Source organism: Duganella sp. CF517, assembly GCF_900110275.1.
GTDB lineage: Bacteria > Pseudomonadota > Gammaproteobacteria > Burkholderiales > Burkholderiaceae_D > Rugamonas.
Map to the genome: position 1 here is coordinate 353,552 of NZ_FODC01000003.1, position 12,367 is coordinate 365,918.

The window sequence follows — 12,367 nt, forward strand, 5'->3', positions numbered from 1 at the left end:
CAAGCTGAAGCGGCCTCGGCATTGATTAATCGCCGGGGCTAAGGCATATTGCTTGTTTATGAACGTATCGCCCCACACTTTTATCCTGTTTTCGCTTGGCACCGACCTGATCCTGTGCGCGGTGCTGGTGTTCCTGTGGTGGCGTCATAGCGACGAAAAGCAGGCGATCGCCTGGGCGGCGGGCCAGCTGGCGATGACCGCCGGCACTGTTGTTTGGTACGTGGCGCCGCCGGACTGGCCGCGCCACGCGCTGGCGGCCGCTACACTGGCGGTCAGCGTGGCCGGGTTCTGGGTCGCACCGAATTTTTCCTTGGTAATCTCAAACGCCGCCACATGCGTGTCGCCGGGTTGTCGTTCGTGCTGTTCGGCTGCGCCGCCTACGCGGCGTGGACCACGCTGGAGCGGTCGGTCGAGACCATCACCGCCTTCGCCTATGGCCTGACGTTCCTCTGGGTCGGCTGGCGGCTGGCGGGCAAGCGCAACCAATACCGCTTGCTGGGCCTGATACTGGTGGCGCGCGGCGTGTTCAACCTTGCCAACGGCATGGACCTGGTGCCGACCGCGTTCGAAGTCTGGTTTATCTGGTCGTTCGTGATCAAGGCCAGCTCGATGTTGTGCCTGATCCACGCGGTGCAGGAAAAGATACAGAAGCGCTATACGCGCGCGATCGACAGCCTGAGCAAGGGTTTCCTGGTGTACGACCGCAACGGCCGCATCCGCTCCGCCAACGAGAGCTGCGCCCGCCTGCTGGGCGCGCCGGGCGTCAAGCAGCTGCTCGGCACCCGCATCGTCGATTGGCTGCCGTCGGTCGGTCGCCGGGGCGTGGCCGCCCACTTCCAGCGTTTCGCCGACGCCGCCCGCTATCCGCATGTCGAAACGGTGGTCGTCGACGTCGGCGGCCGCGCATTGCCGCTCGAGCTGATCGCCTCGCCGCACTACGAGCGCGGCCAGTTGCACTGCATGATGCTGGTGATGGACATCACCGAGCGCAAGAACAACGACGACCTGCTGCAGCGCGCCGCGAACTTCGACAGCGTCACCGGCCTGCTGAACCGGCATGGCTTGTCGGGGCGGCTGGCCGCCGCGCTGGCGCAGGCGCGGGCCGAAGGCAGCGGCTGCGCGGTGCTGTTCGTCGACATCGACAAGTTCAAGCGGGTCAACGACAGCTTCGGCCATGGCGCCGGCGACCAGTTGCTGATCCAGATGGCGCAGCTGCTGCGCGGCATGGCGCGCGACGGCGACCTGCTGGCCCGCTTCGGCGGCGACGAGTTCATCGTGGTGCTGCAAGACCTGCCGCTGGCCGACGTCGCCGCCGCGGCGACCGCCCGCGGGCAGCAGATCCTGCGCGCGCTGAACAACGGCTTCCAGCTGTCGCCGCAACTGATCACCGTGTCGGCCAGCATCGGCGTGGCGTGTTATCCCGGCGACGGCGGCGACGCCGACGCGCTGACCCGCAACGCCGACATCGCCATGCACGACGTCAAGAAATCGGGCAGGGGCGAGCTGCGCTTCTTCGATCCGGCCATGAGCGCCTACGCGCGCGACGCGCTGGTGATCGACGGCGCGCTGCGCGGGGCCATCCAGGCCGGCGAGCTCAGCTTGGTGTACCAGCCGATCGTCGACGCCGCCAGCGGCGGCATGGACAAGGCCGAGGCGCTGCTGCGCTGGCACAGCGCCTCGCTGGGCGCGATCGGGCCGGACCGCTTCATCCCGGTGGCCGAGGACAGCGGCCTGATCATCGAACTGGGGGCGTGGGTGCTCGACGAGGCGTGCCGCCAGTTGGCGGGCTGGCGCGACAGCCTGCCGCAGCTGGTGGTCAGCATCAACGTCTCCGCGCGGCAGTTGCTCGACCCGGCCTTCATCGGGCTGGTGGAACGGGCCTTGTCGGCCAACGGCCTGGCGCCGGGGCGGCTGGAGCTCGAGCTGACCGAACGCGTGCTCATCAGCGACGGCGCGCAGGTCCGGGACGCGCTCGGCAGGTTGCGCGCGCTTGGCGTCAGCCTGTCGCTCGACGATTTCGGCACCGGCTATTCGTCGCTGAGCTACCTGACCCAGTTCCAGATCAACACGCTCAAGATCGACCGCGCCTTCGTCACCGACATGGTGGACAGCCCGCGCAGCAACGCGCTGGTGGCCACCATCATCGCCATGGGCAAAAGCCTGGGCCTGCAACTGGTCGCCGAAGGCGTGGAAACGGCCGGGCAGGCGCGCGCGCTCGAAGCCATGGGTTGCCATTACTTGCAGGGATACCATATCTCGCGGCCGGTCGGCGCGGCGGCGCTGCCGCTGTTCGCGCGGCGGGACGGCGCGGCCACCGTGACGGCGGCGGCGCCGGCTGTTCTCCTCTAACGTTCTCGTCTGACGTTACTCGCGCGTCCTCCCCGGACGTGCTCCTTTGATGTACCGTAACCGGTCGTTGATGGTCGAGCGCGCGATCGCGGGCGCGGCCGTCCAATAGGAGCGTACACGGCGCCATTCCTCCAGGGAGAACATCATGGCTCATCGTATCGGCCGCATCATCAACGACGGACGCACCGTCACCCAGGCGTCGGGCTTCGACGTCGACCCGGCTGCACCGTGGTGTGCGGCAACGACGGCCCCGATGGCCGCGAAGGCACGCTGGTCATCACGCCCATCGACCCGTACGGCAACCCGATCGGCCCGGGCCGGGGCGATTTGTTCGTGGTGTCGCCGCTGCCGGGTGTTCCGACAACAAGCGCCCAAAAGGTTCCTGCTGCTAAACAACAACACCGGGGTCAGTGCCGACATTCGGACACGACCTGAGCGCTAACACACCTCTGGGGCGGTGCCGACATCCGGACACGAGATGAGGGCTACGGCTTGCCCTCGGGCTCGTGTCCGAATGTCGGCACTGACCCCGGTTGGTTTTTGCCGTCGGGCTCGTGTCCGAATGTCAGACTTGACCCCGGTGTGCGGTGTTCGGCGGTTTTGAAGGCGGCGGCGTCGCCGGCGAACATTTCTTCCAGCTCGAGCCTGCCCTTGCGCGTGAGCGAGACCATTTCGTCCTGGTCTTGTTGGTGCGGGTAGACTTCCATTAACATCTTGAGGTTGTGCGTCCGGAAGGTGCGCGCGGCGTGCTCGGCGCGCTCGGCGGCGAAGCCGAGCTGCTGCAGCACCTTGGCACCCAGCTGCAGCGACGCTTCGAACGTTTCGCGCTCGATCAGCGTGACGCCACGGTCCAGCAGTTCGTAATAGTGCGTGACGTTGCGCGCCCGCGCCAGGATCGTCAGCGACGGGTAGCGCTCGCGCACCGCGTCGACCAGCGCCAGGCTGTCGTCGACGGCGTCGATCGCGATCACCAACGTGGTGGCCTTGCCGATGCCGGCCGCCTCCAGCAGGTCGATGCGGGTGGCGTCGCCGTAGTACACTTCGTAGCCGAACTTGCGCAGCAGTTCGATCTGGTCGGGGTCGTGGTCGAGCACCGTCACGCCGATGCGGTTGGCCGACAGCAGGCGGCCGATGATCTGGCCGAAGCGGCCGAAGCCGGCGATGATCACCGGATGCTCGACGGTGATCCGGTCCGCTTCGCGTTTCTTTTTCGCCGTGCGCAGGCGCGGCGCCGCCAGCGTGTCGTACAGCAGCAGCAACAGCGGCGTGGCCACCATCGACAACGTCACCACCATCACCAGCATGGCCGAGGTCTCCGGCGCCAGCACCCGCGCTTCGACGGCCGTTCCGAACACCACGAAGGCGAATTCGCCGCCCTGCGACATCAGCAGCGCGAAGAACAGGCGCTGGCCGCGTGGAATGTCGAACCAGAACGACATGCCGTACAGCAGGCCGCCCTTGAGCAGCAGCAGGCCGCAGGCCAACCCCACCACCAGCAGCGGTTGGGCCAGCAGCACGCCGAAATCGGCCGACATGCCCACCGCCATGAAGAACAGGCCGAGCAGCAGCCCCTTGAACGGCTCCAGGTCGCTGACCAGCTGGTGACGGTATTCGGAGTCGGCCAGCAGCACGCCGGCGGTGAACGTGCCCAGCGCCAGCGACAGCCCGACCGATTCCATCAGCAGACAGATGCCGATGACCAGCAGCAGCGCGAAGGCGGTGAACAGCTCGCGCAGGCCGGTGCGCGCCAGGAAACGCATCACCGGGTTGACCAGGCAGCGGCCGAAGGCGACCAAGGTCAGCAGCACCGCAACCAGCTTGACCGCCCGCATCCAGCCGCCGCCGGTATGCTCGGCGGCCACGCCGGCCAGCAAAGGCACCAGCGCGATCATCGGGATCGCCGCGATATCCTGGAACAGCAAAATGGAGAAGCTCGCCGCGCCGGCCGGGCTGGGCATCAGTTTGCGCTCGCCCAGGGTGGCCAGTACGATGGCGGTCGACGACAGCGACATGCCGAGGCCGGCGACCAGCGCGATTTTCCAGTCGACGCCGAACGCCATGGCCGCCGCCGTCAGCGCCGTGCCGACGATCAGCACCTGCACGCCGCCCCAGCCGAAGATGGGCCGGCGCAGCGACCACAGCTTTTTCGGCTCCAGTTCCAGGCCGATCAGGAACAGCATCAGCACCACGCCGAACTCCGACACGCTCAGCACATCCTCGACATTGCCGATCAGCGACAGGCCCCACGGGCCGATCAGGGCGCCGGCGGTCAGATAGCCGAGCACCGCGCCCATGCCGGCCCGCTTGGCCAGCGGCACCAGCACCACGGCCGCGACCAGATAAAACACCATGTGTAAGAGAAAGCCGTGTGCCATAAGGTCCCATTGTGCGCGCCGCTGCCGGAGCCGGTTATCGAGCTTGCGAGTATCTCATCCGGCGCCCCGTGCCGTCCACCACCTGAAATGGAGAGGGGCGTCACCGTAAAAAAATGCCAAGTTTTTTGAACTATTGGTAGTTCACCGGGAATCTACGGTAGGCAGCCAACCGGCGCCAATCACAACTACGAGGATGACAACGATGAAAAAGCTGTTAAACAAGACCCTGACCGTGGCCGCGCTGGCCCTGGCTGCGAATGCCCACGCCGTGACCGACGCTGCCGGCGATTTCCTGGCCGGCTACACCGGCAGCCGCGACGCCGCCTTCGACGTGCTGTCGGCCGACGTCAGCTTCAACGCCGCCACCAACGAATTCGTGTTCAGCACCACGGCGGCGGGCGCCATCGCCGGCGTCAACGGCGCGGCCTACGTCTTCGGCCTCGACGCGGGCGGTACGACCGCCGCGCCGTTCACGTCGGTCGGCCTGCCGGGCGCGGTGTTCAACCGGACCGTGACCCTGCGCGCCAACGGCACGGCGGGCGTCGGCGCGACCCCTATTACCGAGCAAATCGTCGGCAACCGCATTTTCGCCACCGTGTCGGCGTCGCTGCTGCCATCGAACGGCCTGGCGTTCAAGGATTACACCTGGACCGTGTGGTCGATCGACTCCAATGTCGCCGGGTTGGGTCGCTTGGCGGACTTCGCGCCGAACGCCAACATCAACGTGACGGCCGTGCCCGAACCGGCGACCTATGGCATGCTAGTGGCTGGCCTGGGTATGCTGGGGATGGTGGCACGCCGCCGCGCACGCGGCGAGGGCTGATGTCTCCATCGCTGCATCAGCAATTCGCCAACCCGGTTGCAGCGCTACGCCCGCCGGCATGTTCCCGGCGCGGCGATCGGGCGGGTCATCGCTCTCGCCGGATAAGACTAAAATCGTTTGCCTCTGCCGGGATGATGGTACATAATTACGTGGTATGTAATACAGTATCAAATAATCTGGAGGCGATATGGCGAGGTCGGGACTTGAAAAATCAGATGTGAGAAAGGCGCGGGATAGCTTGCTCGCCCAATCCCAATATCCGTCAGTAGATGCGGTTCGGATCGCGTTGGGTAACACCGGGTCGAAAACCACCATCCACAAATACCTCAAGGAGCTCGACGAGGAGGAGGGCGCTGGCGGTCGCGAAAAAGCGTCGATCAGCGAAGCGCTGCAAGACCTCGTCGAACGCTTGGCCGCGCGGCTCGCCGAGGAGGCCGACGTTCGAATCGAGCAGGCGACAAATGCGTTCGATGCGAGAGAACAAGCCCACGCGCAGTCTCTTCAGCAACTGCAAAGCGAGCTGCTTGCCAGCCGTGAAGCCAGTCGCGATCTGGAGATGCGTCTGCACAGCGAAACGGCGGACCACGCCAAGACGCGCGCGGCGCTACAAACCGAAACCGTCGCGCGCCGTACGGCCGGACAGCAAGTGGCCGATTTGAAAGAGCGGCTGGAGCAAGCGAAGCTCGAGCTGCGCCAGCAGCAACTGGCGGTGCGCGACAAACAAGACGAAATCAACAAACTCAATCAAGAGGGCGCCCGGCAGGTGCTCGAGTTGTCGCACATAAAACAGTCACTGTACGAGCAACTGACCAATGGCCGCAAGCTGGAACAGAAGATCGAGCAGCTTCAGGCGGGCCAGCTGCATGGCGGCGATCTTCAGCGCCAACTGGTCGGCAAGATCGCGGAAGCCGAGCTGTTGAGCGAGCAACTAAAGGCGGCCGAGGCGCAACTCGCGCCGACCGAGGCGCGGGCGCGCGAATTCGAATTGCTGCTAGCCCAAGCCACCGCCAAGGTGCAAGCGCAAGAGCAGCTGGGCGAGCAATTGCAAGCGTATCTCGACAAAATCAGCGCCGGGTCCAGCAAGCGAACCAGATAGCCCACCCGAAGCCGGCATGGCGCCCGCCCACCCCCCATCCAGCGATACGGCTTATCTGCCGCCAGCCAATGGCGTATCTCAACAACAACTGCGGAAGATTTTTGTTAAGTTTTGTAAGGTTTTCGCCCATGTCGCGGGCGGAGCGGCGGCGGCGCGGACGTGTTCCGCCCGTGGCATGGCGGGCTTGGTTAGGAAACGTAACGCCTGCGTTAGCGCGCCGCAAGAAAAACATTGATAATCAATGACTTGGGTTCATGAAGCGGTGCCATGCGGCGGCTGATAGAATCGGCTCAAGGTATGCGCCATATGGTTTATACCGTTATTATTCGCCCGACGTCGCAACCCGGGCAGGCACCGGACCATGCCGCTCCACCCCGGTGGCGTGGTTCTCCCTTTGCCGGTGCCCCGCCGGGCGCCGGCTTTTTCTTTCCGCCACCTTGTGTTTATACTGGGGATTCGATTCGGACTGAATTCACGGGACAGGAACTGCATGCGCAAGATATTGATCGCCGAGGATGATCTCAAGGCGGGCACGTTGCTGAAGACGTATCTGGAAAAGCACCAGTACGAGGTGACGCTGACGCAGGACGGCCTCGGTTTTCAAGCGGAGTTCTCGCGCCTGGCGGGCCAGCTGTCGCTGGTGATCCTCGATGTGATGCTGCCCGATACCGACGGTTTCGCGCTGTGCAAGCTGGTGCGGCGCCGTTCGGCCGTGCCGGTCATCATGCTCACCGCCAGCTCCGACGAAGCCGACCGCATCGTCGGCCTGGAACTGGGCGCCGACGATTACATCGCCAAGCCCTACAGTCCGCGCGAACTGCTGGCGCGGATCAAGGCCATCCTGCGGCGCGCGGGCTTCGACAACCAGAGCGCGCCGCGGTACTACCGCTTCGTCGGATTCACGCTCGATCTGCTGGAGCGGGTCGTCACCGACAGCGCCGGCGCGCCGGTGCCGCTGACGGGCATGGATTATCAGCTGCTGAAGTATTTCGTCGAGCACCCCGGCGACATCCTCGACCGCGGCGTGCTGTGCGAACAAACCCGTGGCCGCGACGCCGGCCCGCTCGACCGCTCGCTCGACGTCCAGATCAGCAAGCTGCGCCTGCGCCTCAGTGACGACGGCAAGCAGCCGTCGTTGATCAAGACGGTGCGCGGCGCCGGCTATGTGTTCTCGGCCGATGTCGCCGTTTCGCCGGCGTGAGCCGGCCGGCATGCTGCGCGGCGTACTGTTCGCTTGCTGCCTGTGGCTGGTCCACTGCCTGGCGGCCGGCGCCGTGCCCCGCACGCTCAATTTCGAGCAACTGAGCGTCAAGGACGGACTGGCGCAGGAAACCGTCACCGCCATCGTGCAGGACCAGCAAGGCTTCATGTGGTTCGGCAGCCAGCACGGCTTGAGCCGCTACGACGGCTATCGCGTCACCGTCTACCGCGCCATTCCGAACGACCCGCGCAGCCTGGCCGACAACTGGGTGCAAGTGCTCCACGTGGACAAGAAGAACCGCTTGTGGGTCGGCACGCGCGGCGGCCTGCAGCGCTTCGATCCGGCCAGCGGCGATTTCACGCGCTTCCCCGCCGCCGCCGACGGCCCGCAGCGCGCCCGGCGCCACCAGGTGCGGGCGATCATCAACGATGGCTACGGGCAGCTGTGGCTGGGCACCAGCGATGGCTTGCGCCACTTCGATCCGGAATCCGGCCGCTACACGGCGCTGCGCCACCACCCCGCCGATGCCGGCAGCCTGGCCAACGACCAGGTCAACGCGCTGGCGCTCGACGCCGAGGGCGCGCTGTGGGTGGGCCTCAAGCAGGGGCTGGACCGCTTGGCCGCCGGCGCGGCCCGCTTCGAGCACTTCCGCGTCGACACGCCGGCCAGGCCGAACGCGCCCCTCAACGAGGTGCAGCAACTGCATATCGACCAGCGGCAGGTGCTGTGGCTGGTGACGATGGATGGCCTTGTCAGCTGGCGCCTGGGCGAGCCCGGCATGCCGCGCCATGTGTTCGGGCCGGCCGACGGACTGGCGCCGGGACTGGTGACGGCGCTGCTGCGCGACCGCGACGATACCCTATGGCTGGGCACCAACACCAACGGCCTGCACCGCTGGGACGCGGAGCGGCGCCGCTTCGTCGCGATCCCGGCCGATCCGCAGCAGGGCGCGGGCAGGGAGGTATCGAGCCTGTTCCAGGACCACAGCGGCACGTTGTGGGTCGGTACCTGGACCGCCGGCGCGCGCCGGGCCGACCTGGCCAGCGGCGGCTTCAGCCGCTATTTCCACATCCCCGGCGATCCGCGCACGCTGCACGACAACCGCGTCTACGGCATCAGCGGGGACGGCCGGGACGGCCTGCTGCTGGCCGGCATCGGCGGCATCGACCGGCTCGAGCCGGCCAGCGGCAAAATCACCCGGCTGCGCGGCGACGCCCGGCTGGAACGCCACATGCGCAACAAGGAGATCGTGCTGGCGGTGTACCGCGACGCGCGCGGCGTCACCTGGATCGGCAGCAGCGCCGAGCTCGGACGCTTCGATCCCGTGCGCGGCACCTACACCGCGCATGATTTCGGCGGACCGGACCCCAATAGCGGCTCGATCACCCACATCACCGGCGACCGCGCCGGCAACCTGTGGGTCGGCAGCCGTGGCGGCCTGCATCGCATCGACGCGGCGGGCGGCCCGGACCACACCTTCCGCCACGACGGTGGCGACCCGGCCAGCCTGGGCGACGATTGGGTGCGCATGACGGCCGAAGACGCCGACGGCGCCATCTGGGTCGCCACCGACAACGGCCTCGACCTGCTGGCGCCGGGCGGCGGCGGCTTCCGCCATTTCCGCCACGACCCCGCCGATGTCGGCAGCATCAGCAGCGACCGCGCGCAGTCGCTGTTCGTCGACCGGCAAGGCACGCTGTGGGTCGGCACCAATGGCGGCTTGAACCGCGTGGTGCGCGGCGCCGGCGGCGCCGTCAGCTTCCGCCGCTACACCATCCGCGACGGCCTGGCCGACGATTCCATCGGCGCCATCCTGCAAGCCGACGACGGCGCGCTGTGGCTCAGCACCGCCAACGGCATCTCGCGCATGGACACGGCCACCGGCAAGTTCCGCAACTATTCGGCGCGCGACGGCATGATCGAGGGTTTTTACTTCTCCGGTTCCGCTTACCGGGACGTCGGCGGCACCATGTACTTCGGCGGCGTCAACGGCCTGACCGCGTTCCATCCGGCCGCCATCGGCGACAATCCCCATCCGCCGCCGGCGGTGGTCACTTCGATGCGCGCAGGCGCCAAGGCCTTGCCGGTCGGCGGCGCCGCGATGCGCCTCGATCACGACGCCGCCGCGCTGACCTTCGAATTCGCCGCGCTGCACTACAGCGACCCGCCGCGCAACCGTTTCCGCTACCGCTTGCAAGGCTACGACCAGGACTGGACCGAGGGCGACGCCAGCAAGCGCGTGGCCACCTACACCAATCTCGATCCGGGCCACTACGAGTTCCAGGTGCGGGCGGCCAACAAGGACGGCGTGTGGGGGCAGCCGTCGCCGCCGCTGGCTTTCGACATCGCGCCGCCGTACTGGCAGCGCTGGTGGTTCCGGCTGGCGGTGCTGCTGTCGGCGGCGGTGCTGGCATGGCTGGGACATCGCACGCGCGAGCGCGTGCACGCGCGGCGCCGGCGCGAGCTGGAGGTGCAGGTGCGCACACGCACGCGGGAACTGCAACACGCGCAGACGCAATTGCAGCGCTACGTCGAGGACCGCGAGCGGCTGTTCGTCTCGATCTCGCACGACCTGCGCACACCGATCACGCGCCTCAAGCTGCGTTCCGAACTGCTCGACGACGACGCCGTCCGCGAGGAATTCCACGACGACCTGGACGACCTGGACATGATGGTCAAGAGCGCGCTGCAAACGGTCAGGGACAGCGACATCCACGAGAACACCACCGCGGTACGGCTTGACGCGATGATCGGCCGCATGCTGCGCGGCGCCCAACTGGCCGGCCACCAGATCGGCTACGCGCCGGCCGGGCTGGCGGTGCGCGCCAAGCCGCTGGCGCTCAAACGCGCGATCGGCAACCTGCTGGACAACGCGCTGTTCTACGCCGGCGGCGCCGACATCGCCACCGTGGAAGGCGACGGCGCGGTACATATCCAGATCCGCGACCATGGGCCGGGGGTGCCGCCGGAACAGCTGGCGCAACTGTTCGATACGCACCTGCGGCTCGACCACGGGCGGGCCCGCAACGCGGCCGGACTGGGGCTGGGTCTGGGGATCGCGCGCGGCATCGTCGAGGCCAACGGCGGCACGCTCACGCTGGCCAACCATGCCGAAGGTGGCTTGATCGCCACGATCGTGCTGCCGCGCGCCACTGATTCGTAACGATTTGTGAGCCGCGCCCGGGCGCGCGCACGGGTTCCAGCGCCGTCCGGCGCGCTTGTGTAAAGAAGCGTAAGCGCCAGCCCGCCGGATTCAGCGAATTTCATTAATAATCAATGACTTAACAGTCTCCCCGGGGCGCATTGCGGGGCGGCCGACGGCATGCTAGTGTCTGCATATGCTGATAAAAAGAACATCGCCCATGCCTGTTGCCCATCCCGCACTGCCGCGCCAACGCATCGTCGCCATCGACGCCCTGCGCGGACTGACCTTTTTCGTCATGCTGTTCGTGAACTGCCTGTCCGGCGCCAACGGCATCCCGTTTGGCATCCAGCACATGGCCGCCTCGGTCGACGGCATGAGCCTGGCCGACGTGGTCTTTCCCGCCTTTCTGTTCGTGGTGGGCACCTCGATTCCACTGAGCCTGAACCACCGGCTGGCGGTCGCCGGCGGCACGCGCCAGACCTTGTGGCAAATCGCCACGCGGGCCTTCGGCCTGATCGTCATCGGCGTATTCATGGTCAACACCGAAGAGGGCTACAACGAAGCGGCGATGGGCATCCCGATCACGCTGTGGGCCTTGTGTTTTTATGCGGCGGCGCTGCTGGTGTGGGGGACCCGCAGCAACCGGCCGCTGCGCTGGGTGGGCACGGCGGCGATCGTGGCGCTCGCGCTGGCGTACCGGGGCGGCCCCGACGGGCAGGAGTGGATGCAAACGTCGTGGTGGGGCATCCTCGGCTGCATCGGCTGGGCGTACCTGGTCGCCGCCATCGTCTACCTTGGCGGGCGCGGGCGCCTGGCGCTGCTGGCGCTGGCGATGCTGGCGTGCGTGGCGTGGTTCATGGCCAGCGGCGCGCTGGGCGGCAACGGCGTGGTCGCCATGCACGCGACCCATACCTCGATCGTCTTGTGCGGGGCGATCTGCGTCTTGCTGCTGTTCGACGGCTCGCGGGGCGGCGCCGGATCGCCGCGGCTGGCGGCGGGCGCGATGCTGGCGGCCGGGCTGGCGGTGGCCGCCTGGCTGCTGCATCACCTCTATCCGGTGTCCAAGATCGGCGCGACGCCGCCCTGGGCGCTGTATTGCGCCGCGCTGTGCAGCGGCGTGTTCGTGCTGCTGTACTGGCTGACCGAGATGCGCGGCGCCACCCGCTGGACCGCGCTGGTGCAGCCGGCGGCGGCCAATCCGCTGGTGACCTACCTGCTGCCGGTGATCCTGGCGACGCTGATGGCCTACCTGCACCTGCGCTGGTGGCCGGTGCTGATGCACGGCGCCGTGGCGATCGCCTTCGCGCTGCTGTTTTCCGCCGTCGTCGTGGCCGTGGTGGCTGTCTTAAACACCTATAACTTCAAACTGAAACTCTAA

The 12,367-nt window shown here is 67.0% G+C and carries 8 protein-coding genes; 6 read left to right on the forward strand and 2 right to left on the reverse strand.

Annotation, left to right across the window (positions count from 1 at the left end; all coding sequences use genetic code 11):
- Positions 1–144: 144 nt before the first annotated feature.
- Positions 145–333, reverse strand: a complete 189-nt coding sequence (locus BMX85_RS30070; RefSeq protein ID WP_143067970.1) for a hypothetical protein — start codon at positions 331–333, stop codon at positions 145–147.
- Here BMX85_RS30070 and BMX85_RS13280 point away from each other — a divergent pair, their 5' ends adjacent.
- Entirely contained in the window at positions 334–2,349 is a 2,016-nt protein-coding gene (locus BMX85_RS13280; protein ID WP_143067971.1) for a putative bifunctional diguanylate cyclase/phosphodiesterase, read from the forward strand. It begins immediately after the preceding gene.
- A gap of 485 nt (positions 2,350–2,834) precedes the next feature.
- Here BMX85_RS13280 and kefC read toward each other — a convergent pair whose 3' ends face one another.
- The gene (gene kefC / locus BMX85_RS13285; protein ID WP_090318532.1) at positions 2,835–4,724 is read right to left on the reverse strand and encodes a glutathione-regulated potassium-efflux system protein KefC; all 1,890 of its coding nucleotides are present in this window, start codon (positions 4,722–4,724) and stop codon (positions 2,835–2,837) included.
- Positions 4,725–4,926: 202 nt separating this feature from the next.
- Here kefC and BMX85_RS13290 point away from each other — a divergent pair, with 202 nt between their 5' ends.
- The 5 genes from BMX85_RS13290 (at position 4,927) to BMX85_RS13310 (ending at position 12,367) form a co-directional block, all read left to right on the forward strand.
- On the forward strand, positions 4,927–5,547 hold the full coding sequence (locus tag BMX85_RS13290; RefSeq protein WP_229210438.1) for a PEP-CTERM sorting domain-containing protein: 621 nt from the start codon (positions 4,927–4,929) through the stop codon (positions 5,545–5,547).
- Positions 5,548–5,734: 187 nt separating this feature from the next.
- Entirely contained in the window at positions 5,735–6,643 is a 909-nt protein-coding gene (locus BMX85_RS13295; RefSeq protein ID WP_090318538.1) for a DNA-binding protein, read from the forward strand.
- A gap of 490 nt (positions 6,644–7,133) precedes the next feature.
- On the forward strand, positions 7,134–7,844 hold the full coding sequence (locus BMX85_RS13300) for a response regulator (protein ID WP_090318541.1): 711 nt from the start codon (positions 7,134–7,136) through the stop codon (positions 7,842–7,844).
- Positions 7,822–11,007 (forward strand): sensor histidine kinase, encoded by a 3,186-nt coding sequence (locus BMX85_RS13305; RefSeq protein WP_218147330.1) that lies wholly within the window; start codon positions 7,822–7,824, stop codon positions 11,005–11,007. The genes BMX85_RS13300 and BMX85_RS13305 overlap by 23 nt, the downstream gene beginning before the upstream one ends.
- Before the next feature lie 199 nt (positions 11,008–11,206).
- Complete coding sequence (locus BMX85_RS13310) at positions 11,207–12,367, forward strand: DUF5009 domain-containing protein (protein ID WP_177196741.1); 1,161 nt, start codon at positions 11,207–11,209, stop codon at positions 12,365–12,367.

What these genes read in the sequence shown, in the direction of transcription:
- BMX85_RS13310 (WP_177196741.1), top strand. Translation starts at nt 11,207, where the DNA reads ATGCCTGTTGCCCATCCCGCACTGCCGCGCCAACGCATCGTCGCCATC.
- BMX85_RS13300 (WP_090318541.1), top strand. Translation starts at nt 7,134, where the DNA reads ATGCGCAAGATATTGATCGCCGAGGATGATCTCAAGGCGGGCACGTTG.
- kefC (WP_090318532.1), bottom strand. Translation starts at nt 4,724, where the DNA reads ATGGCACACGGCTTTCTCTTACACATGGTGTTTTATCTGGTCGCGGCC.
- BMX85_RS13305 (WP_218147330.1), top strand. Translation starts at nt 7,822, where the DNA reads ATGTCGCCGTTTCGCCGGCGTGAGCCGGCCGGCATGCTGCGCGGCGTA.
- BMX85_RS13280 (WP_143067971.1), top strand. Translation starts at nt 334, where the DNA reads ATGCGTGTCGCCGGGTTGTCGTTCGTGCTGTTCGGCTGCGCCGCCTAC.
- BMX85_RS13295 (WP_090318538.1), top strand. Translation starts at nt 5,735, where the DNA reads ATGGCGAGGTCGGGACTTGAAAAATCAGATGTGAGAAAGGCGCGGGAT.
- BMX85_RS13290 (WP_229210438.1), top strand. Translation starts at nt 4,927, where the DNA reads ATGAAAAAGCTGTTAAACAAGACCCTGACCGTGGCCGCGCTGGCCCTG.